Annotated in this window: 21 protein-coding genes; 15 read left to right on the top strand and 6 right to left on the bottom strand. The window is 36.6% G+C overall.

What is annotated here, in order from left to right; all coding sequences use genetic code 11:
- Window positions 1-39: 39 nt before the first annotated feature.
- The 3 genes from MHH44_RS02570 (at window position 40) to MHH44_RS02580 (ending at window position 1832) form a co-directional block, all read left to right on the top strand.
- Window positions 40-363 carry a MazG nucleotide pyrophosphohydrolase domain-containing protein gene (locus MHH44_RS02570; RefSeq protein WP_340797714.1) on the top strand — a complete coding sequence of 108 codons (324 nt, stop codon included), beginning with the start codon at window positions 40-42 and terminating at the stop codon, window positions 361-363.
- 221 nt (window positions 364-584) lie between these two features.
- Window positions 585-1139: a hypothetical protein gene (locus MHH44_RS02575; protein ID WP_340797715.1), complete on the top strand. Its 555-nt coding sequence runs from the start codon at window positions 585-587 to the stop codon at window positions 1137-1139.
- A 252-nt stretch (window positions 1140-1391) separates the two neighbouring features.
- Window positions 1392-1832 carry a hypothetical protein gene (locus MHH44_RS02580; protein WP_340797716.1) on the top strand — a complete coding sequence of 147 codons (441 nt, stop codon included), beginning with the start codon at window positions 1392-1394 and terminating at the stop codon, window positions 1830-1832.
- Window positions 1833-2240: 408 nt separating this feature from the next.
- On the opposite strand, the gene MHH44_RS02585 is transcribed toward MHH44_RS02580, so the two are convergent.
- Entirely contained in the window at window positions 2241-2858 is a 618-nt protein-coding gene (locus MHH44_RS02585) for a YhgE/Pip domain-containing protein (RefSeq protein ID WP_340797717.1), read from the bottom strand.
- A 255-nt stretch (window positions 2859-3113) separates the two neighbouring features.
- On the opposite strand from MHH44_RS02585, the gene MHH44_RS02590 reads away from it, so the two are divergent.
- The 3 genes from MHH44_RS02590 to MHH44_RS02600 all read left to right on the top strand — a co-directional run bounded on the left by MHH44_RS02590 (window position 3114) and on the right by MHH44_RS02600 (window position 7429).
- The gene (locus tag MHH44_RS02590; RefSeq protein WP_340797718.1) at window positions 3114-5246 is read left to right on the top strand and encodes a beta-propeller domain-containing protein; all 2133 of its coding nucleotides are present in this window, start codon (window positions 3114-3116) and stop codon (window positions 5244-5246) included.
- A gap of 169 nt (window positions 5247-5415) precedes the next feature.
- The gene (locus MHH44_RS02595; protein ID WP_340799480.1) at window positions 5416-6114 is read left to right on the top strand and encodes an ABC transporter ATP-binding protein; all 699 of its coding nucleotides are present in this window, start codon (window positions 5416-5418) and stop codon (window positions 6112-6114) included.
- Window positions 6104-7429, top strand: coding sequence for an ABC transporter permease (locus tag MHH44_RS02600; RefSeq protein ID WP_340797719.1), 1326 nt, complete (start codon window positions 6104-6106; stop codon window positions 7427-7429). Before MHH44_RS02595 ends, MHH44_RS02600 begins: the two co-directional genes overlap by 11 nt.
- A 174-nt stretch (window positions 7430-7603) precedes the next feature.
- Here MHH44_RS02600 and MHH44_RS02605 read toward each other — a convergent pair whose 3' ends face one another.
- Together MHH44_RS02605 and MHH44_RS02610 are read right to left on the bottom strand one after the other, a co-directional pair.
- A complete protein-coding gene (locus MHH44_RS02605; RefSeq protein WP_065217460.1) occupies window positions 7604-8386 on the bottom strand; it encodes a helix-turn-helix domain-containing protein in 783 nt (260 codons plus the stop codon).
- Between the two features lie 367 nt (window positions 8387-8753).
- Window positions 8754-9014, bottom strand: a complete 261-nt coding sequence (locus tag MHH44_RS02610) for a histidine kinase (RefSeq protein ID WP_340797720.1) — start codon at window positions 9012-9014, stop codon at window positions 8754-8756.
- A 410-nt stretch (window positions 9015-9424) separates the two neighbouring features.
- Between MHH44_RS02610 and MHH44_RS02615 the strand changes: the two genes are divergently transcribed.
- Entirely contained in the window at window positions 9425-9952 is a 528-nt protein-coding gene (locus tag MHH44_RS02615; RefSeq protein ID WP_340797721.1) for a DUF3841 domain-containing protein, read from the top strand.
- A 162-nt stretch (window positions 9953-10114) separates the two neighbouring features.
- On the opposite strand, the gene MHH44_RS02620 is transcribed toward MHH44_RS02615, so the two are convergent.
- On the bottom strand, window positions 10115-10369 hold the full coding sequence (locus MHH44_RS02620) for a GlsB/YeaQ/YmgE family stress response membrane protein (protein WP_008406295.1): 255 nt from the start codon (window positions 10367-10369) through the stop codon (window positions 10115-10117).
- Between the two features lie 141 nt (window positions 10370-10510).
- Here MHH44_RS02620 and MHH44_RS02625 point away from each other — a divergent pair, with 141 nt between their 5' ends.
- On the top strand, window positions 10511-10894 hold the full coding sequence (locus MHH44_RS02625) for a LamB/YcsF family protein (protein WP_340797722.1): 384 nt from the start codon (window positions 10511-10513) through the stop codon (window positions 10892-10894).
- Between the two features lie 235 nt (window positions 10895-11129).
- Here the strand turns inward: MHH44_RS02625 and MHH44_RS02630 are convergent, their stop codons facing one another.
- Window positions 11130-12524 carry a polysaccharide deacetylase family protein gene (locus tag MHH44_RS02630; protein WP_340797723.1) on the bottom strand — a complete coding sequence of 465 codons (1395 nt, stop codon included), beginning with the start codon at window positions 12522-12524 and terminating at the stop codon, window positions 11130-11132.
- A gap of 175 nt (window positions 12525-12699) precedes the next feature.
- Between MHH44_RS02630 and MHH44_RS02635 the strand changes: the two genes are divergently transcribed.
- Both MHH44_RS02635 and MHH44_RS02640 read left to right on the top strand, forming a co-directional pair.
- Window positions 12700-13446 carry a threonine/serine exporter family protein gene (locus MHH44_RS02635; RefSeq protein WP_008406301.1) on the top strand — a complete coding sequence of 249 codons (747 nt, stop codon included), beginning with the start codon at window positions 12700-12702 and terminating at the stop codon, window positions 13444-13446.
- Window positions 13447-13510: 64 nt separating this feature from the next.
- Complete coding sequence (locus tag MHH44_RS02640; protein WP_008406303.1) at window positions 13511-13996, top strand: threonine/serine exporter family protein; 486 nt, start codon at window positions 13511-13513, stop codon at window positions 13994-13996.
- 35 nt (window positions 13997-14031) lie between these two features.
- Here the strand turns inward: MHH44_RS02640 and MHH44_RS02645 are convergent, their stop codons facing one another.
- Window positions 14032-16035, bottom strand: coding sequence for a sensor domain-containing protein (locus MHH44_RS02645; protein ID WP_065217456.1), 2004 nt, complete (start codon window positions 16033-16035; stop codon window positions 14032-14034).
- Between the two features lie 310 nt (window positions 16036-16345).
- Between MHH44_RS02645 and MHH44_RS02650 the strand changes: the two genes are divergently transcribed.
- The 5 genes from MHH44_RS02650 (at window position 16346) to MHH44_RS02670 (ending at window position 21628) form a co-directional block, all read left to right on the top strand.
- On the top strand, window positions 16346-17221 hold the full coding sequence (locus tag MHH44_RS02650) for a GNAT family N-acetyltransferase (RefSeq protein WP_065217455.1): 876 nt from the start codon (window positions 16346-16348) through the stop codon (window positions 17219-17221).
- Between the two features lie 169 nt (window positions 17222-17390).
- Window positions 17391-17975, top strand: a complete 585-nt coding sequence (locus MHH44_RS02655; RefSeq protein WP_155889494.1) for a glycosidase — start codon at window positions 17391-17393, stop codon at window positions 17973-17975.
- 119 nt (window positions 17976-18094) lie between these two features.
- Window positions 18095-18994, top strand: coding sequence for an ABC transporter ATP-binding protein (locus MHH44_RS02660; RefSeq protein WP_008406307.1), 900 nt, complete (start codon window positions 18095-18097; stop codon window positions 18992-18994).
- The gene (locus MHH44_RS02665) at window positions 18981-20189 is read left to right on the top strand and encodes an ABC transporter permease (protein ID WP_340797724.1); all 1209 of its coding nucleotides are present in this window, start codon (window positions 18981-18983) and stop codon (window positions 20187-20189) included. The genes MHH44_RS02660 and MHH44_RS02665 overlap by 14 nt, the downstream gene beginning before the upstream one ends.
- 137 nt (window positions 20190-20326) lie before the next feature.
- Complete coding sequence (locus tag MHH44_RS02670; RefSeq protein ID WP_340797725.1) at window positions 20327-21628, top strand: sensor histidine kinase; 1302 nt, start codon at window positions 20327-20329, stop codon at window positions 21626-21628.
- The last annotated feature ends 1 nt before the right edge of the window (window position 21629 follow it).

Here is a 21629-nt window from a genome sequence, read left to right on the forward strand (position 1 = left end):
ATATATTTATTGAAAATATCATTTAAGTGAGGTTTAAGTATGGAGCAATTAACATTTGGTGAGCTACAAAACTACTTAGCATTAAAATACAAAGAAGGACGCACTTCTTCTGCATTATTTATGAAATTAGTAGAAGAAATTGGTGAAGTTGCAGAAGTACTAAACCAGTTAGAAGGTCGAAAGAAAATCAACTTAGATACTTCTTTAGAAAAAGAGTTGGTTGATGTTATACATTACGCAATAGCTATTGCAAGTGTAAATAATATTGATTTAACAAAGGCAATTATCGAAAAAGATAAGGAAGCTGCAATTAAATATAAACAATCTCCAAACTTGGAGGAATTTTTAGTATCCAAAAAGTAAAATAACAGTACCATCATAAATATTTACTTATACATACCTATACAAAATAACGTTCCCAAATGCCACTTTGGGAGCCAACACCCTTTATTCAATTGAATAAAGGGTTATTTTGACTGCTTATAAACAGTAAATCCCCAAACCTCGATTTGGGAACTATAAGCTCGGAATAAGAATTGTTGTAACTAAACTGGACAAAATAAACTTAAATAAAATTTAGGGTGATGAAGTTGAAAAAAATTTTTCCTCTTTTCTTATATTTATTAGGTTTCTTAATTTTGGGAATAAACGATGGACATGTTTCTGGAAATACAAACGATATTCCTCCACCTTTTGAGGAAATATATCCTGAAATAGGTTACAAATCGGTAGATGTTGCAGTCGACGATTTTGAACAACATTTTAATCAAGAGCTTATGTTACCAATAAGAGTACCACCAATTAGCTTTACGCATTACTGGGGCAGGTTTAGTGATTTAGATGGCGAAGCAAATGACACTCTTGAGGTTACATTTATAAGTGAACATTTTCCTAATAATCACTTTAAGATTGATGTGCGACCTATTCAACATAAAATCCCGTTTGGAAAGTATAAATCTAAAGAGATTAAATTAAAAAATGGGAATAATGCAATATATACGGGAGATTTATTCCTTGGTTTTAAATTGTTGATATTCGAAACAGATCATTGGCAATATGTGTTTAGTGTTGATGAAGATGTTTCCGATGAAGTAACACCTGAAATACTCGTCCAAATAGCAAATTCGATTGATTTCTAAATAAACCTTATTTAACTAACGCTTTAGTGAAACAAGTATTTATAACGTATACAAAACAAATCTAAATAACGTTCCCAAATGAAAGTTAGGGAACCAACAACCCCATTCAATTGAATAGGGGTTGTTTTGGCTGCTTATGAACAGTAAGTCCCCAAACTACGCTTAGGGAAGGTTTATTCTTCAACGAAAGGAACTGGTTAGTTGTAAGTTTAAAACCTTTTATACGGTCATATATTTAAAGTAAAAAAGGAAGTGGACAGAATAAAAAAGGGCAAAATCCTTTTAATAACAACCATTTTGATTTTATTTGTTGTAGCCTTTCTATGTTTCTATAACATCTCAACTAAAGGAGAATTATCTGAAGCTCTTCCTTCAGTAAATCCTGAAATACAAGCGGAAAATGAAAAGAAACTAAAAGAAGGAGAAGAAATTACAACCCTACTCTATGAAGAGGGAGGCTTTTTTGAACAGGTAAACAATCAATTAAAAGAAGAAGGTTATGAATTTCAAATATTGCTTGCCGTTTATTCAAAAGATGATATTCGGGTGAAATATATCTTAAATAAAGAGGCAACTGAATCAGTACAAGAAGCTGTAAAATCGATTTTCTTTGAAGCAGTTGAAATAAATAATTTAGACTCCAAATCCTTTAATCTTAAAGTAGCTGATAAAAATGATGGACCAGATTGGTAATGAAGTTTTTATTTCACTAATGGATTTAGTACAACAGGATTTATAAAACATACAAACTAAACCTAATAAACGTTCCCAAATCAAAGTTTGGAAACGGAACATAAAGGTGCAAACGCTGTTATAACAGTGTTTGTGCCTTTTTCATTGGAATATTGTTTATACGGGATTTTATGCACGTTTCTACAAAGCCAATGTTGCCAATGGATTGAGCGTGTTTTTGTGCTGGCTGCGTTCGGCACATTGTTGCATAGAATGTTGTATATCTTATCGTTGTAAATCCGCATAAATCTGGCGGGACCCCTAAAAAAGCAAAAAAAAAACAGTTAAATTATGTTTTTTCATTAATCACACTATGAGAATCATCGAAAACGTTGGTATAATAATATTTAGAGTTAATCACTAAAATTTTTATGTTTGAGAAAACCCAGCCATTGTTAAAAACATTGGCAGCATACTATTATGCATTCCCGTTGGCACATCATTCATAATGACATAGTTACCAGTGTAGCTATTTTCGATTTGCTCAGCCATTTCGGCAGCCTGTTCTTTCGGAAGGTTGAAGTTCATTAAAATTCCTTGAGCTGTTTGTTGTGAGAAATTTGCACTTAACTCATTATTAATTTGAGTAACTACAGATGACATAGAAGAGGAAACCATTGTAGATGAGGCTTCATTTACTGTGAAGTCAATGTTTGTTCCTTTACCGCTTTGTGCATCCGCTGAGAAGTTTTCAGGGATATGAATAACTAATGCAAGTTCATTGTGCTCTAAATCTTTCAGAGCTTGTTTATTTGTTAAGTCTGTTTCGATTGTCTTAAATGGTAAGCTTTCGCCTAGTTGCCCAGCGATCTGATTACCTGATTCACCTTTGTCTTCATTTACGATGGCAATTTTTAATTCATCCATATTGCCAGGGATTGCTGTGTACCCAGGTAAAAAGATTCCAAGCATCGCTACCGCATAAAATATTCCCATAAAAATAGAAGCAATTGCCCCTTTTGATTTTAAAAACTGTTTAAATTTCACGTATTGTTTCCTCTCTTATACAATCTTAAGTTTAAGTACTCTAATTAAAGTACTTTGTTTTTAGTATTCTATATTATTAGTGATTTACATGTAAAGTAATAAGTAGGTCATAAATATTACGATAATGTGAACGGTTAGAAATACAAAACATGATTTATAAAGAGAAGATTCCTTTATAAAAATTGAAAAATTCTGTAACTTTTACACTTTTCCTAAGTCTAATTAAATACAAAGTATGGAAAAGGAGGATTTAACATGAATAAAGGCAAACTTTTTGGAATGGCGCTTGTCGCTTCACTTGTTGCTGTTTTAGCACTCGGTTACTTTATGCTCGCTAAAAACACGGAAGTGCAGGCAACGGGTATTTTATTTGAAGGGGAAACGTATTCCATTACGTTAAAGCAGCCAATTACTGAAAAAAGTTTAACAGATGGGTCCATTCTAGTAGTCGATGAAAATGATAAAAGCGCAAAGGCGAAATTGTCGGTTGATAAAGCCGGGACTACTATATCTGTAGATGGACTGAGTGTAGGGAAATATACGCTCCAAATTAAGCAAACAGCATACGTAAAGAAAGCAAAGTCGCAGCAGGAACAATCTGTTGCACTTGAAGTTGTAAGGAAAGTGGAAAAACTTACGTCAACGGAAGATTTAAAAGATTATTTTAGGGCGTTTGTAGCGCAAGAAAATGCGGCATCTAGTCTCTCTAATGATATGGTAAAAGAGGAATCGGCAATGTCGATGGAAAAAAGTGATTTAAGTAGTGGCGGACCGAGTTATTCTACTACAAACAACCAGGTGGAGGGTATTGAAGAAGGGGACATTACAATAACGGACGGTCAGTCCATTTATACGATTGTCGACAATAAAGTAGTCATTGTTGATGCCAAAAATTTGCAGGTGATGAAGCGTTTAAAGATCGGCAAAGATATTTATCCAACACATTTAATGCTGCATGACCAAACATTAATTGTAGGGTACACAAAGTATGTAGAAACACAAAGAGAGCCGCATTATGACGGGAAATCGGTAACGAAAATTGCTTTCTATGATGTAAAGGATGCAAAAAATCCGACGCTAGTGCGCGAAGTGGGGCATGACGGGGATATTACGAGTATTCGTAAAGCAGGCAACTATTTGTACGTTGTATCAAGCCGTATGCCGAACTACTGGCTGCTGCAGGAAACACCGGATGTAGAGCTCCGTCCATCCACGTACGATGGGGAAAAGGAAACCATTATGCCGGTCGATAAAATTCGTATGCTCCCTGAAAGCAATGAGCCGAACTATTTGATCGTATCTGCAATCGATGTAAGCAATGTGAAGTCGAATGCATGGAAAACAGAGAGCTTCCTAGGCAACAGCGGTCAACTGTATATGTCTGAAAATGCAATCTATATTGCGTCGATGAATCATTACGGGTTCTGGGCGGGAATCGAGCGCACATCTCTTGATGACACGGTTTCTAGTACAATGCCGGCGAAACAAAATAATGAAACGACAATTTACAAAATTTCAATTGATAAAACTGCGGTAAAGATGACGGCGCAAGGTAAAGTGCCTGGGTCAGTATTGAATCAATTTTCAATGGATGAGCATGATGGGCATGTACGGATAGCTACAACAGAAGGCAGTGCATGGGGAACAACGGCCAATTCGAAAAACCATCTATTCATTTTGGATGAAAACTTAAAACAAGTTGGTGCGGTCAATGATTTGGCGAAAGGAGAACGCATATACTCAGCTCGCTTTATGGGAAATAAAGCGTATTTAGTGACATTTAAAGAAACAGACCCGCTTTTTGTCATTGATACGAAAAATCCAACTGCGCCGAAAGTGTTAGGGGAGCTGAAAATTCCGGGCTTCAGCAATTACTTGCATCCAATTGGCGAAAATCACCTCCTTGGTATTGGCTATGATACGGAAGTGAAGATGGAAGAAGGTTCAAAAGAGCCGGTTATCTATACAAATGGCATGAAACTGAGCCTGTTTGATGTGACGGATTTCAATAACCCGAAAGAACAGCAGGCGGTTGTAATTGGTGGTCGCGGAACCAACTCTCCTGTGCAATATGACCATAAAGCTCTATTCAGAGATCCACGCCAAAATTATTATGGCTTCCCTGTTACAATTTACTCGCCAACAGATGAGGAAGAGCAGCTAAAATATGAAGGAACAGGTGCTCATATTTACAAGGTAACTCCAAAAGGGATTGAGCTTGTAGCCGACATGATCGAAAAGGCGCGTCCTGGTGAACAATATGAAGATTCGTATAATGTCGTACAGCGTCTACTCTATATTGATGATGAGCTGTTTACTGTATCTCGTTCCAAAGTGACGAGCTACAACGGAAAAACATTTGAAAAGCAACAGATGGCAGGTTTCTAATTTAGACTCAACCACAAGCACAGGTGGAATTGTGCTTGTGGTTTTTTCATGTCCGGAAAAAAAGTTAAAGGGGTATTCATGATTTCTTAAGAATTTCTTCATATTTAGCCTTTCTAAATATTAAGATTTGCCCTTTACACTAAAGTTAAGTGAAAAGGAGTGAGCGATGATGATTAAAGTAACGAACTTACAACATACATTTTCTATCGGTAAACGCGGAAAGGAAAGACAGGTTCCGGTACTTAAAGATGTATCATTTGATGTGGAAAAGGGGGAAATCGTAGCGGTCGTCGGGAAAAGCGGATCAGGTAAATCGACACTGCTTCAGATTTTGGCGGGTTTTATGAAACCGGAACACGGTTCAATTGTAGTAAATGCACAGGAAATTGCAGGATTTAATGAGATTCAGAGTGCAAAATTTCGTTTGGAAAACTTCGGCTTCATCTTTCAAAACTTTCAGCTGATGCCGAGTTTGACGGCATTTGAGAACATTGAATTGCCACTAAAGCTGCAAGGGATGAACGTTTCAGAACGCAGAAAACGAGTTGAAGTAATTATGAAAAAGGTTGGTTTAACTGAAGTGACCGACCATTACCCGAACGAGCTATCGGGCGGGCAGCAACAGCGGGTAAGTATTGCCCGTGCTCTTGTGACGAACGCGCCGATTTTGTTGGCGGATGAACCGACAGGAAGCCTTGATTCAGAGACAGAGCAAGATATTTTAATGCTCATCCAGCAGCTGAACCGCGAATTGGATTTGACATTTATTATTATTACGCATGATGAGGAAGTGGCAATGATTGCGGACAAGCGCTTTCGTATGCATGACGGTCAATTGGTGAAAGAAGGTGAACACAATGCTATTTAAAGATCAGGTGGATTTTGTGATGCAGCATATTAGAAAAAATAAGCTGCGTGTTTTTATGACGGTATTGGCCGCAACAATGGGCTGTGCGTTTTTAATTGTGCTAGCCTCGATTGGATTTGGATTACAAGATTCGATTGAAGATGAAATTCTATCAAGTGAGACGGTGACACAAATAGAAGTGCTCGGTAGTCAAGCGCTGTTTACAGCAGAGGAAGTAGCGGATATACAAGCGGTGGAAAATGTGCAGACGGTGTTAAAAACTACGAGTGTGGATGCTAATGTAGAGGGCTATATGGGAGACCGTGATACATTTACATCATTGCGTTTAGTGGACTTTACTGATTATGCATCGATAGCAAAACCGTTAGCGGAAGGGAAATATCCGGAAAACGAGAATGAGATTGTTGTCGGATATCATTTTGGACAAACTTTATTAAATGAAGCAGACCGCAAAATAATTGAGGAAAAATCAAAGGCAGCAGAAGCAGAAGGTACTTATTACGACGGTGCTGATGAAGGTTATAAGGAATCGCTTATCGGCAAGGAAATTGAGATTGCTTTAAGTACGCATGAACAGCCGGAAGTATTATCAGAGCGTATGACGTATACGATTGTCGGTGTTATGCCAAAGCCGGCTTATGAATGGGCAATCGAAAACCGAATTTATATGATGGACGAGCAACGGGAAGTGGTTGAAAATACTTATAACCAGGTAGTTACAGAAAAGGGAGCAAGCGATTTCCAGCTGTTTTCAGAGCGTTTTGATATTTATGCGGAAAGCTTGGAGTATGTGAAGCCGATTTTAGAAGAGTTACGTGAAAAAGGCTACGGCGTATATTCAGTTACAGAACAGCTGGATGAGTTGAATGTCTTTTTCCTAGTATTAAAAGCAGGGCTCGTTTTCGTTGGAACAATTGCTGTGCTGATCGCATCGATCGGTATCTTTAATACGATGACAATGGCGGTTACGGAACGTACACGTGAGATTGGGGTATTAAAAGCAATTGGTGCAAGTCCGAAACTGATTCAACGACTATTTCTAATGGAGAGTACCTTTATTGGAGTCATTGGAACAGTTCTGGCCATTGCAATTTCTTATGTTGTAAGCTTTGCAGCGAATGCACTATTGCCGCTCATTTTAAAAGCAGCAACAGGTGAAGATGGCTTCAATAATGTACAGTTTTCAGCTATTCCATGGCAGCTTGTAGTCATTGCTGGAGCGATCAGTATCGGAGTAGCGATGATTTCCGGATTACGCCCGGCACGTAAAGCAACGAAAATTGAAGTAATGCAGGCGTTAAGACAGGAATTGTAAAATGGAAATGCATGTTATTGGAAATAATTTTATGTGGATCAAATTAGAAAATAATTAAATGAAGTTAAGGACCAAACATATTTTTATATGGTTTGGTCCTTTTTAACCTTCAATGAGAAATTGGATATTTATATTATTTACCTTCATTTTTAGATATTACAGGAAATTTTATCTTTAAAACTCTTCAAATTTCTTCTTTGCTTTCTGTTTTAATTTAAAACCAAACCGACCTGTATGCTCATCGTTTTTAACCAATAATTGATATGCGGAAAGAATTGTAAGACCACGAACCGATATATATAGACCAACAGCTATTAAAAACACAAAAACCGGATAATAAGGAACCAAAATTCCCATCTCTAATTTGTTCTCTAACGCAAAAGCTAAGAATCCCACCGCCAGTAAACAAGCACCAATCACCATTATTCCGGAATTTTTCCTTTTAAAGCCCTCGTATCTCCCTGATAGCTCTTTGAAATAATTGGAATCAAATAATAAAACTTCTTTTTTGAGAATCGAATATTGCCCTTGATCAAAACCTAATGTCGCAAAAGAAATGATCCCTAGAGCCGCAATGGCAATAATTAAAAGAACCCCAAGCATTGAATTTGTCCCCATAATTAAGTACGGCTCAAACGCCAATGCAAAAAGTCCAAAACCCAACGCAATATGTTTAGCGGTTTTTTGAGTGCTTAACAAAAAACCTTCTGCCATCTCTTTGCTTACATAATAACCTGCTTCATTTCCTTCATTGTTCTCAACAGAATCTTTCAATAAGTAATCAATCGATACTTCAAAGATATTTCCGATCATTAAGATCTTTTCTGTCTCGGGAAATCCTTGACCATTTTCCCATTTGCTAATTGCCTGTCTTGAAGTGTTTAGTTTTTCAGCTAAAGCTTCTTGAGAATATCCTTTTTCCTTTCTTAGCTTAAATAGTTTTTCACCAAATTCCATTTATTTCAACTCCATTCATTTTGTTAGTTATAATGTATAAAAACATGGCCGTTCTTTCTATCACGTGGTGGATGCAAATTGTCAACTTGAGGTTGCATTGTTGTTATAATGGGCTTTTAAAGCCTTTTCTCTACATATCTTTAGAAAGCGTTTTACAACAAAAGATGATTAATTAATGATCCTTTCATTTTTCATAACAGGGCATATTGAGGAATTAATTTAAAAAAATGGAAATTTTTATTATTAATAATTTAAACAAATTATGAGTTATCTTTGAATTAACAGAGCAGAGCACTTATACACTTTTTAGCAAGACCACAAATTTATGTAGCCTTGCTAATTAAATGCTAAAACTGGTGCGAATAAGCTACCCAGTCATGATAATAAAACCTCTAATAGTGATAGCTATTAAACTTAAAATTCCTAGTGAAGATAAAAGTACAGTAATTGTTTTTAAACGTCCTTTAACACTAAATATTGCAGTGAAAAATGAAACGATTAACATTGATATTAGTATCAATATATCCCATGAATCAGGTAATGGATGCAATACTTGTGGGATAATAAAACCAAAAACAATAAATAATATGATCATCAACAATGAAATCATACTTAAATATTTTCTCAACTATTCATCACCCCTCCGTAATGTATAATTCTACCATATTTTTTAGGTGCTATTTCTACAAATATTCATAACACCTTTTTAAGGTTTTTCTCTCCATCAACAGAACTAAGAGTTGTAGTAAAAGGATTCCGTTTTACTGGGGATAGGATGGAATTATTCCGTTAAGTAAAAAGAGATTACAACCTGAAATCTTTTTATTTTCACAGACCAAAATAATTATCCATTGCTCAAATATTAAAATCAGGAGGTTAAAGGATTAAAAATAGATTGACTACTAATATAAATTAAAGGGGAATTATAACTTCAACAATCGGGCTGGATTGTTAAATAGTATTCTATTTAAACTATGGTAAATTAACTATAGAGCAGGTGACATTAAATTTAACAGGACTACATAAGAGGAGATAGTTATGATTGTTTATACTGTACAAAAACTAACAACCTATAAATTAATGCGAGAACAGGGATACTTAACAGGAAATTTTAAATACGCTATGTTCCCAGAAGCCTATAAGTGGATGATGGATCAAATGGAAAAGCGGCTTCCTAATTATAAAAGTGAGGTACCGCCAATCTGGGTATGGGAACGAAGGGTTAATCGCAATGAACAGGGACTTTTTAAAAAGGGAACAAAAGGAGTCATTTTAAAGTTAGATATCCCGAAAGAGAACGTTCTTTGGTCTCCGTTTGAAGAGTGGCATTCTATATTAAATGAAGGTCCAATTACTTTTGATGAATTAGAATATAATGAGTTTGATAAACGTGGATACTTATTACATGAGATAGAAGAAACATGGGAGAGGTTATTTGATTTGGATTGGCTTGAGAGTCGTCCTAAAGAATGGGCAGGCAATTTTGATGATGAGTGGATGCAGGGTGTTACTCCAAAAATTACAATGAATCAGATTGTCAAAGTGGAACGATTTATAGCTAAGTAATAGGTTCTTTATATTGATACTTATTGATTTCACGGAGTGGGGGATTGTTAAGTATAGTAAGAACAAAGTAAAAGCGGCCCTCCCCAAATTGAGGAGGGCCGCTTTAATGCTTACATCTAATTCACTTAATCGCATAAAGATAAATTAAAAGATGTATGAAGCTTACGAAGCTCTACGCATAGATTTCATAATAAAGCTTACAACGAACACAAGTATAATGGCACCTATGATAGCAGGGAAGATATAGAAATCAGAAACTTTAGGTCCCCAACTTCCTAGAAGCATACCGCCAATCCATGCACCAATAATACCTGCAATAATATTACCAATAATTCCACCTGGGATATCTTTACCCAAAATGACTCCTGCAAGCCAACCGATAACTCCACCAATTATTAAAAACCAAAGAAAACTCATACTGTCCATCTCCTATTTCTTATTTTAATTATTTCGCGATAGTGGTTTATAACCTTTATTAGCTTTCTTCAAACATTTCAGAGGAAAAAATTTTCGAAAATTTTAAAGGAGCTAGCGTTTGTACCAATAAACAGTTGAGAAATGTCTAGTTTTGCAAAAGGGTTTCCAACAAGCGCAGCTGCTGCTCCAGCTGAAAATAGCCTGCTCCGCCTGGATTTACTTTTATATGGTTTGGCATCAAGTAAATTAACTGCTGCCGGTGAAAAATTGGGCTTACTTACAGTACATGAAGTGTTTGCGGACCGTACATATCAGGCGGATGGTACATTAACAACCCGCACTATGCCAAATGCACTCATTACTGATGAATCAAAAGCGATTACACAAATTATCGAAATGGTGAAAGAGGGGACAGTGACCTCTGTCCAGCAAACGAAAGTAGCGCTCCAGGCACATAGTATTTGTGTGCATGGAGACGGAGCGCATGCAGTGCAATTCGCAAAACACGCACGTCAGGAATTTTAACAGCAGGGGGTAACGGTTCAGGCATTTCGTTCATTTAAGTGAGGACTTGCTTGTTCAAATGTTGGATTGAGGATTATTAGGTGAAATGTGAGGATTATCTTGATGGAAATGAGGGTTAGTTGCCCTCAAGTGAGGATTAAATGCGGGCATCTGAGGATTTTCCCGAAATAGTGAGGATTAACGCAAAAAAGAGTGGCGAATATAAACCCCCACTCTTCTTAAAATTCACTTTCAATTAATGATATGGCAAAATCTCAGAAACCGTTAAAAACTCATAACCTTCTTTTTGTAAGTAGGCAAGGACTGGCTCCAGTCCATCTGCTGTCGATTGGTGGATGTCATGCATTAACACAATCGCGTTATTATGCAATGCTTCTTTTACCATCGGGAACAACTTTTCAGAATCTCGATATTTCCAGTCAAGAGTATCAATCGTCCAGTTGACAGATTTACATGGGATTGCGTTACGAACATCATCGTTAATGGCACCGTAAGGAGGACGGAATACTGTAGAATTTTCACCGATCGCATGAATAATTGCTTCCTCTGTGGAATTGTACTCCTTTTCAATATCAGTAATAGACATTTTCGTTAAAACGGGATGTGTCCACGTATGATTGCCGATTTCATGACCGCTATCACGCACTTGCCGTACTAAGCCAGGATAATATTGTGCTCGGCTGCCAAGCATAAAGAACGTTGCTTTTGCATTGTACTTTTCCAGAAGCGCTAAAATCTGTTTTGTTACTTCCGGGTGTGGACCATCATCAAATGTAAGGGCGATCCGTTTCTTAGATGAGCCCTTATCACTTTTAGGAATAATCGTATTTTCGGATTGCATTGCTATTTGGAAATCAGATGCTAAAAGCGGGTTGATGAATGATAAAGGAATTTCAACTACTGGTATACCTGCTTCCGGTTTTGTCACTTTCCCTTCATTAAAATAAATGAATAGAGAGTCATTTTTCAATGCAAAATGTTTAAATAAACGCCATTTCGGCTCTGTCGCGAATGCAAGCTCTTTTTCTAATACATACTCTTTGTAAGCCGGATTTTTAAGCATTTCCGATTGGATGTGTGCTGCAAATGTTTTTAGACTTTCTAAATCCTTATTTAATAGAGCGCGAATATCAATCAGCCCGCCTGTTTCATAATCAATTAAAAATGTTTCAACCGTTGTTTGCTTCTCGTCGGCATTTAAAATCATATTATTCGTTAAAACAAAGGAGTAATAATGATCGTGCTCGAATGTTTCAACAGTAATCGTCAGATCGCCTGTTAACTTCTTAGTTTCTTGCTGCAGGCGCATCATGTTTATGTAATATTGTTTTGATCGTTCTATATAAGTCGTAATCTCTTTATTAAAAGCTTCATATTCCGTTAATGGATATTGAACGGTATAAGGCATTTTTTTGTTGTCTGAACGATCTGTGACAATTTTTATTCCCGGGAATTTTGATGCTTCCTCCGTAATGGTATGCTCTTTAGCGGATGTTTTGTCACTGTGCGGAAAAATCGGATCATCGCTTAAAAAAGTTAAAAAAACGATAATGGCACCTAAAAAACCGATAGCACCAATAAGAGTTAAATCAATCCAAGGACCACGCCGTTTTCTGTAAGGGTTTGTCATGATGCATCGGGTTCCTTTCTAAATGGGGTAATCTATATCATATTGACCAAAACGATGGTCACTGTAAATATTAAGGAAATACGCTGTTCTGTCAGCATAAATTGCATGAAAAAAGACTGTTATTTTCCGAGTGCTTCAAGTAATATGAGCTAAGAAGTGGAAGGGGGTCCCTTAAATGAATGCTGAAAATACTGAACTGGCGCTTGACTGCTTTTTGCTTGCAGGTCGTATTATGATTGAAAGCGGTGCTGAAACATATCGAGTGGAAGACACGATGCTACGAATGGCCCGTTCTCAAAATATGATGAATGCACAAAGCTATGTTACGCCAACAGGTATTATTTTCTCTCTAGGTAAAACACAGCCAACTCAAATTACATCGATTCCAACACGAATTACGGATTTACATCGAATTGTGCTCGTAAACAATGTTTCACGTAAGCTTACATCTCAAATGATAACACTAGAGCAGGCGTATGACGAGTTAAAGAAGATCGAAAAAACAAATTATTTCCTCCCTATTTCCATTCAAGTTTTGGCTGCATGTTTAGCAAGCAGTGCTTTTTTATTGCTCTTTAAAGGAACATTATCGGATATCCCAGCTGCCTTTGTTGCAGGGGGCGTCGGTTTATATATTGTGACGATTCTTCATAATATGACCCGCGTGAAATTTTTCTCCGAGTTTTTAGCATCGGTAGGGGTAGGTGTTATTGCATCCCTAGCAGTGCATTTTAATGTCGGTACGGAAATCGACAAGATTATAATCGGATCGGTCATGCCTCTTGTGCCTGGTCTGCTCATTACGAATGCAGTCCGTGATTTAATGGCAGGACATTTCACTGCAGGAATGGCAAAGGGTGCCGAAGCCTTTTTAACAGCTTTTGCGATTGGTTCAGGTGTTGCACTTGTGCTTTCTCTCTAGTTAGTGAATCAATTTCGGAGTGCGATCATTCCAAGGTATGATCGAATGGAAGGAGCGTTCGTTGGTGGAGCATGTTTTAGCTCAAATCGTTATCAGTTTTATAGCGACCGCCTGTTTTGGTGTCATTTTTAATGCCCCGATCAAAACGATCCCGGCATGTGGCTTCGTCGGTGCTGTAGGCTGGGCAGTATATTATGTTCTGTTTGAAGGCGGACTGGATGATGTTCGAGCATCCTTTGTTGGGGCATTTGTCGTCTCATTAGTAGCATATTTCTTTGCACGCAAGTTTAGGATGCCGATGATCATATTTAGTGTGTCTGGTATTATTCCGCTTGTCCCTGGTGGCATTGCATACAGCACGATGCGAAATGTGATGGAGCTCGACTATATTGCAGGTTTGGAAAATGGAATGCGTGCATTTATGATTTCCGGAGCGATTGCGATGGGACTTGTATTTGCTGAGGTAATAATGCAGATCATTTTGCGTTTAATGAGAAAAGGAAGGACTTCGATTCAATCCTTTACTAAAATAAAAAAGAAAAGCTCGTAAAGCACTGATCGTCAGTTGCCTTACGAGCTTTTTGATTACAGTAATAACGAAGAAATTTCTTCTGTAGAGCTTGGTTTGCTTACAAAGTAACCTTGGATGAAATCACAGCCGATGCTTGTCAGGAATTGCATTTGTTCTTCTGTTTCCACACCTTCAGCAACGACCGTCAGATTCATTGATTTTCCTAGTTGTACCATACCGTTTACGAGCTGCTGGTTTTTTTTCGATTTCAGCGAGTGGATAAATGTCTGGTCGATTTTTAAAATGGAAATAGGTAAAAGCTGCATGTAACGGAATGAGCCATAACCTGTTCCAAAGTCATCAAGCACAAAGACGATGCCTTCTTTTTCAAGTGCACGCATTTGCTTAATAATTCCTGTTTCGGCCTCAGCTTCCAATGCAAACTTTTCGGTAATTTCGATTTGCAGTAAATTTGCCGGACAGCCAGTACGTTCAAGTGTTTCCAAAATTGACTTGGCCATATTTTTATCACGGAATTCGCGTACAGAAGAGTTGATGCTCACTTTAATTGCATGGCCCGCATTTTTCCATAGGACCGCCTGTTCACATGCTTTTTCCAGCATAAACGAACCGATATTATTTATTAGACCTGTCTCTTCCGCGATAGGGATCAGTTCATCAGGTGATACTGCGCCGATTTCCTCATCATCCCAACGCACTAATGCCTCAACAGCTGTAATATTACCACTTTTTAAATCAACTTGAGGCTGGTATAGAACATGAAGATTTTTCTGATCTAATGCAAGTAGTAATCGCTTTTCAACAATCGATCTGCGGTTTAATGCAGCATGTGAAGATTTTGATAAAGAGACGATGCTGTCACCGCCCGCACTGCGTACAGAAGCTATCGTAGCCAATGATGCCTTCATTAATTGAGAGAAAGTCATTTGATCTTCCGGGAAGCGTGTAATCCCGCCGCTTAATGATAGGGGAACTGCCACATTTCCGCTGTAGATTGGATTTTGCTGTAAATAATTCAGGAAACCTTGTGTAAACCATTCTGGCAATGGTGTAATTACGACAAATTCACTTTCATTAATACGAGCCATCGTACTATCTTGGAAATACATTTTCATGCGTTTCGTAAATTCTACGATAAGGGAATTTCCGGCTACGCCATCATGCAAATCCTTAATTGTGTAAAACTTATCAATACTTAAGTAAACAAATGAAAAATGCCGGTCTTCTTCAATCATTTCCCCGATAATTTGTTCCAGACGATGAACATTCATCATTCCTGTTTCTGTATCAATATATGCGATTTTCTCCAGCTGAAACTGAATTTTTTTCTCTTTTGTAATATTTCGCTCAATCAGCAAATACTCGTTCTTTTCAGATGTTTGACCCATCATTGGAATGGCCGTTAAATGTACCCAGTAAAGTTGCTCATCTTTTGTCAATTGCTCGACTTCACCTTGCCAAACTTGTCCGTTTTGCAATGTTTTCCAAATTTCTAAAACAACTTTTTCTGATTCGGGATTTTGCGGGAACAATTGCCACAATGTTTTACCGATGACCCGTTTTGGTGTCCAGTGGCTTGCTGTTAAAAATTGCTGATTTGTTTGAGTGATAAAGCCGTCCTGGTCAAGTGTAACAGTCATGAATGATTGGTGGATCCCATTTTTAAGGTCCACTAAATGTTGCTGTTCTTCATCCATTAAACGAACTTCTTCATTTGGAATACAAAGAACAGAAATCGCTTGTTCATTTAAGAAAACTGTCGGCTTCGTATAAAGGGTACATATTTTGGAAGATTGTCCTTTTAATGAAAGAGGGATGTTGTGCAAACATAACGCTACCGAACCGGTTAAAATGGTTTCAATGACATCGTCACCTACTTCTGAAAAAAGCGTGTCGTGTATGGACTTACCTATTAGTTCTTTTGTCTCTTTTGATATATAGTCCAAATGACTGATATTTTCATGGACGAGTGTGCCATTAGGTGAGAGTACAAAAGAAGGGAAAGGGGTATCTAGTAGTGGCTCAGTACTAGTAGAATAGATTTGTTCTTTTGTCATAAGTTAAGTCTCCTTAATTAATTAATTCATATTGCAATTATAATTAAATAACATAGTTTAGTCATTTAAGATGAATTTTTATTTGTAAAAATTAATCATGCATAGGATTATTATACCTTATTATTGGGTAATAAGTAGTTAAATTTATGCATCTTTACTAGAATAATTGTATCATGAAGTTTTTTTGTTTTTAATGAAAAGAATATTTGTGAAAAGATAAATTTGAAGGGATTCATGCGTGAGTATTGCGTTACTTCGATAGCTTTACTAAAATAAAGAAATTATAGTAGTTAGAATTGGAGTAGAAAGAATGAATTTATCGGCAATAACAGTGTCGTTTCCGTTAGATGAAGAAACATATGAAGAATTACAGAAATTATGTAAAACAGCGGCCGTCTGTGATGGCGTAGTATTAAATCAAGTAATGAATTTACCGATAGCGAAAAGCTATGAAATACGGGGATTTTATGTTCTTGTATATGATGATGAAAAGAATTTATTGGTCGGAGCAGGTACTGCTGTCGATATGATGGGATTAAATACGTATGAATGGTCAATGCTCGTTGCACCAATGTACCGTCACCTTGGAATTGGTACGGCAATTTTGAATGTGCTGAAAGATGGCATGGCGATGCGTGAAAGTGAAGGAGAACTTGCATTAATCATGGAAGGTTCTCATTACGGCAAAGAATTTCTTCAAAAGAATGGGTATTTATACAGCTTTTCTGAAGCGACATTGGAAGCCCGTGCAGAAGTTCTGCAAACAGATGGAGCTGTTACCTTACGCCCATTTATGCAAAAGGATACCGAAGCACTTGTCACGATTTTCAGTGATGCGTTTGGCGATATGCGTGAGGAGTCATTGGAATTGATCGAGTTTAATACAACGACTGAAGGCCTAGTCATGTGGACAGCCGAAATTGAAGGTGAAGTTGTGGGAACAGTGACGACTCGTAAAGAAGGCGAAGTACAATGGATTACGGCATTTGCTGTTTCCCCTAAAAGACAGCGCCAAGGAATCGGTACACAAATTTTAAACTTCGTGAAAGATTATGCGCTTCGGTCAGGTGACAAGACAATTTTACTCGATGTGGAAGTCGAAAACATGGCAGCCCTTCATGTATATGAAAAAGCCGGTTTTATGAAGTCATCCCAGCTTGATTATTATATTTATATTGGATTGTAAGCCAGTAGATTTAAGTGCTTACGAAGCAAACGTTCATGATTATATGAACGTTTTTTTTATGCGAAAAAAGAACGATAATGATTGGTTTCTTGGTTTTGAAGATCCTTTAAACATTAATCAGACAAACAAAATTATAGTGAAATCAGGCAATTACCAAAGGGGGGATATTTTGAAAGTATTGATTGTTTCAATGTCTACTTTGTTTATCGAAGCATTACAAATAGCGATTCGTGATAAGCGCCCGGCTTGGCAAGTAGATACTTATGCCATTCAAGCTCCTCTTTTTAATCAGGCATTACGGAAAAAGATTAAAGAACAGTGTATTGATGTAGTGGTAATTGAAACAACAAACCAGCATTTTGCGCTGATTATTGAAAGTTTAAAAAAAGTGAAGGGCCCCGAAGTAGACATTATGCTTCTTGTAGATTCAAGAATGGGGGAGGTTTACCATCTATTAAAAGATGAAGAACGCTGGGCAAGTGTGACAAAAAATACAAGGTTGGACGAATTTGTACTACTGATGGAATCGTTTAAGAGTAATATATCAAATTTACTTGAGGTTTCATTAAAAGAGTTGGATAAAAAAATTCTAAGAGATTTAGCGGTTGGTCATACATTTGAGTTCATCCAGCATAAACGGGGGATGTCAGCAGAAGAAATTGATCAGTCACTTTATCGGATTAATACCTATTTTAAAGTACCGAATTATATCGAGTCGATCAGTAAGGCATTTGAACAGAAAATCATTACGTAGTTAAACATAAAAGGAGGCAAAAAAAATGAAAAATATTTTAAGAACTGTAGTTGGAGTTGGTATTGGAGTCGTCGTTATTTCTATTATTAAAATGTTCAGCTAAGGGAGGAACGGTGCAAATGACCTTTCAAATTAAAAATTTAAATAAAAGCTTTGGCAATAAAAAAGCAGTGAACAATATTTCCATTCAATTAGAAGAAGGACAAATCCTTGGTATGCTAGGCAGAAATGGTGCAGGAAAAACAACAACCATACGTATGATGCTAGAGCTGATTCCTAAGGATAGTGGTCAAATCTTATGGAAAGGAAAGCCTTTCTCAAAGAAAAACTTGAAAATAGGTTACTTACCTGAGGAACGTGGACTTTACGCTAAAATGAATGTTTTAGATCAAATTATTTACTTTGGTATGTTGGAAGGTATGAGCAAAAAAGAGGCGAAAAGCGAGGCACTAAAGTGGTTGGAAAAGCTTGAAATCTCTTATGCGGCGAAAAAGCGTACCGAACAATTGTCGAAAGGGAACCAGCAAAAAGTACAATTAATTACTGCGATAATACATGACCCGAATTTTATCATTTTAGATGAGCCGTTTAGCGGGTTAGATCCCGTTAATGCAGATATGTTAAAAAGAGTCGTAAAAGAATTAATCGCTAAAAAGAAAACAATCATTTTTTGCAGCCACCAAATGGAACAAGTTGAATCATTCTGCAGCCAAATCTGTATTTTAAAGGATGGGAATATGATTGTTTCTGACAAGTTGGCAAATGTAAAGAGCTCCTATGACTACCGTTACTTGGAGCTGGAAACTTCAGCTGCCGACTTGAAGGACTATCTTACGCTTAAACAATATGATTTCACCGAGGAAAACAACCGTTATAAGTTACGAATTCCAAGAAGCGAAAAAATATATCAGCTCATTCAGGAGTTTGGCGAGAAATTCGAACTTCAGGGGATTTCGTTAAAAGATCCAAGCTTGCATGAAATCTTTATTGAACGGACGGGAGGCGATGTCATTGCGTAATTTCAATATTGTATTCAGCACCGTTTTCAAAGAAGCTGTGAAGACAAAAGCATATATATATATTACGCTCGGCATGCTCGTATTAAGTGTATTGCTATTTGCCTCCCCGTCGATTCTTAACAGCTTCACGAAGGACAGTTCAGAAGAAACATATAAACTTGTGAATCGAACATCTTTAGAATTATCCGAACAAGAGCTATCTGGGGTGGTTGGGAATTGGCAGATTGTAAACGATGGAAGGGTAGAGAGCCTAAAAGAAGAGATTAAAACAGAAGAACTCGCAGGCTTTTTTGTATTGGAAGATCGATTGGACTTAATGCAGCTAAATATTTTTATGCCAAAAGTGAACAATGAACTACTGCTCACGTTAGAATCTTATATTGAACAAAAGAGAGTGGCGTCTATTGTGGAAGCTCAATCCATTCATCCGACAGTTGTTCAGGCATTAAACGCACCATTGCAGACTAACTTTGAATCATTATATGAAACAGAGCCAAATGCCTTACTTATTGTCTATGGATTGATTGCGATTATGTTTTTAGCCATTTCCACATACGGGAATAATGTCGCAACAGCAATTGCCTCTGAAAAATCTTCCCGAGTGATGGAGGTCATGATTACAAAGGTAGCGCCAGTACCGATGATGTACGGCAAAATTTTAGGTATTGGAATAGCAAGCTTAGCTCAATTATTTATCTTTATCGGAGGCCTTCTGTTATGGGCAAACTTAGGGGTTTTTAATATTCCTGAAGGTTCATTTGTCCAGGCTGTAATAGAGACAATTACTTGGGAAACAGCAGCATATATTCTCATTTTCTTCATCATTGGATATTTCATCTATGCGACTTTGTTTGCAATCGTAGGATCGATGGTAAGCCGTCCGGATGATTTATCGAGTGCAACAATGCCAATCGTGATTTTATTAATGGCCAGTTTGACAGTAGAAATATTGTTTGTCATGGATTATCCGGAAGGGACGTTGACAAAAGTAACCTCGTACATTCCATTTACAGCACCAATGAGCGTATTGATTCGTATTGTCTATAATACAATTGCTCCGGTTGAAATTATCGTTTCATTGATGATCATGATTTTATTTATTGCCTTATTTGCCGGTGTAGCTGCAAAAATTTATCCAAAAGGCGTTCTGAAATCCGATAGTTTAACAATAAAACAATTATTTCAATTTAAATAATAGGTATTCGGTTTTCCTTTATCACAGAAGGTTATAAGAGTTTTTTCAAGAGCTATAGCAGCTTTTGGAAAAACTTTTTAATTTTATTAATTAGTATATAATGGATATAAAGTAAAATTATAACGGAGTGGTAATGAGTGGATGGACTTACAATTGAATTCATTTTATTGTTCATAATTCAATATATAATGTTACTATTTTTTAGCACATATGTATTGGACCTGTCATGGTCAAAAAAACAATTACTAACGATTTTACTAATTATATTTTTACCAACTTTTATATTGTTTCAATTTTTTGATGCAATCTCGATTTTATATTATTTAGCTATATTGGCAATAATGATTTATCGCAAAACCCGTGTCGTTATTCATATTTTTCATGTATTTATGGCCCTTATTTTTTTAGTTATTTCGGATAATATTTCAAGTATAGTGATTTTCTATTTGCTTGGTGGAATCAACAATGAACAACTAACATTTTTCAGCTTTACGATATTGTTCATTTTATTGGGCTTACTTTTTGCTTTTTGTTATAAACGCATTGCTAAATATTTGATTAATCGATGGGTATTCCATCATTACGTATCCTATATACTAGTGTTTCTCAGTGTAATTACAGTAGTGTTTATGTATATCAACATCATGAATATTGACCATAAAAATTTTAATGAGAGCGTCCAGAATAATTTGGCAATGTTTTTGATTTATCTAGCATTACTGACAATCAGTATTTTTGTCATTGTCTTTTTAGCAATTAAACAATTTAAAATGGAACAACGGGAACAAGAAATAAATAATTTCGAATCCTATGTTGCCTCACTTGAACAAATTAATCAGGATATGCGTAAGTTTAAACATGATTACGTTAATATCTTATCTTCTTTACGTACATTTATTGATGACAAAAATTATGAGGGTCTCCATACATACTTTTATGGCCATATATTAGAAACGAATCATCAGGAACAATTAAATCAGCAAGCGATGATGGTGTTGAATAATCTAAAAATAAATAGTTTGAAAGGGTTATTAACGACAAAAATCTTACAGGCACAATCCCATCACGTTCCCTTTCATATTGAAATTGTGGAAGAAATCAATGATATACCGGTAGATCCGATTATTTTAAATCGTATGGTAGGTATTGTGCTGGACAATGCAATTGAAGCAGCACGGGAAATCGAGAATGGCCAAGTACGCGTTGCCTTTATTCAAATAAATGAAGCCATTTTATTAGTCGTAACTAACAAATTTGATGAATCTACAAATATAAAAGTACATGAAATTTACCAAGAGGGTTTTTCAACTAAGGGAGAGAGTCGAGGTATAGGCTTAGCTAATTTACGTCAAATGAAAAATAAATTACAAAATGTTAGTTTAAATACAAAAATTAGCCCTCCTTATTTTATTCAGGAAATGGAGTTTAAAAAGGGGTAGA

The sequence above is a fragment of the Solibacillus sp. FSL K6-1126 genome (assembly GCF_038003445.1).
GTDB lineage: Bacteria > Bacillota > Bacilli > Bacillales_A > Planococcaceae > Solibacillus > Solibacillus silvestris.

Coding starts and splice junctions, on each gene's coding strand:
- MHH44_RS02635 (WP_008406301.1), top strand. CDS start 12,700: ATGAATGCTGAAAATACTGAACTGGCGCTTGACTGCTTTTTGCTTGCA.
- MHH44_RS02605 (WP_065217460.1), bottom strand. CDS start 8,386: ATGGAATTTGGTGAAAAACTATTTAAGCTAAGAAAGGAAAAAGGATAT.
- MHH44_RS02615 (WP_340797721.1), top strand. CDS start 9,425: ATGATTGTTTATACTGTACAAAAACTAACAACCTATAAATTAATGCGA.
- MHH44_RS02620 (WP_008406295.1), bottom strand. CDS start 10,369: ATGAGTTTTCTTTGGTTTTTAATAATTGGTGGAGTTATCGGTTGGCTT.
- MHH44_RS02645 (WP_065217456.1), bottom strand. CDS start 16,035: ATGACAAAAGAACAAATCTATTCTACTAGTACTGAGCCACTACTAGAT.
- MHH44_RS02600 (WP_340797719.1), top strand. CDS start 6,104: ATGCTATTTAAAGATCAGGTGGATTTTGTGATGCAGCATATTAGAAAA.
- MHH44_RS02595 (WP_340799480.1), top strand. CDS start 5,416: ATGATTAAAGTAACGAACTTACAACATACATTTTCTATCGGTAAACGC.
- MHH44_RS02590 (WP_340797718.1), top strand. CDS start 3,114: ATGAATAAAGGCAAACTTTTTGGAATGGCGCTTGTCGCTTCACTTGTT.
- MHH44_RS02570 (WP_340797714.1), top strand. CDS start 40: ATGGAGCAATTAACATTTGGTGAGCTACAAAACTACTTAGCATTAAAA.
- MHH44_RS02665 (WP_340797724.1), top strand. CDS start 18,981: ATGTCATTGCGTAATTTCAATATTGTATTCAGCACCGTTTTCAAAGAA.
- MHH44_RS02630 (WP_340797723.1), bottom strand. CDS start 12,524: ATGACAAACCCTTACAGAAAACGGCGTGGTCCTTGGATTGATTTAACT.
- MHH44_RS02660 (WP_008406307.1), top strand. CDS start 18,095: ATGACCTTTCAAATTAAAAATTTAAATAAAAGCTTTGGCAATAAAAAA.
- MHH44_RS02575 (WP_340797715.1), top strand. CDS start 585: ATGAAGTTGAAAAAAATTTTTCCTCTTTTCTTATATTTATTAGGTTTC.
- MHH44_RS02650 (WP_065217455.1), top strand. CDS start 16,346: ATGAATTTATCGGCAATAACAGTGTCGTTTCCGTTAGATGAAGAAACA.
- MHH44_RS02625 (WP_340797722.1), top strand. CDS start 10,511: ATGTCTAGTTTTGCAAAAGGGTTTCCAACAAGCGCAGCTGCTGCTCCA.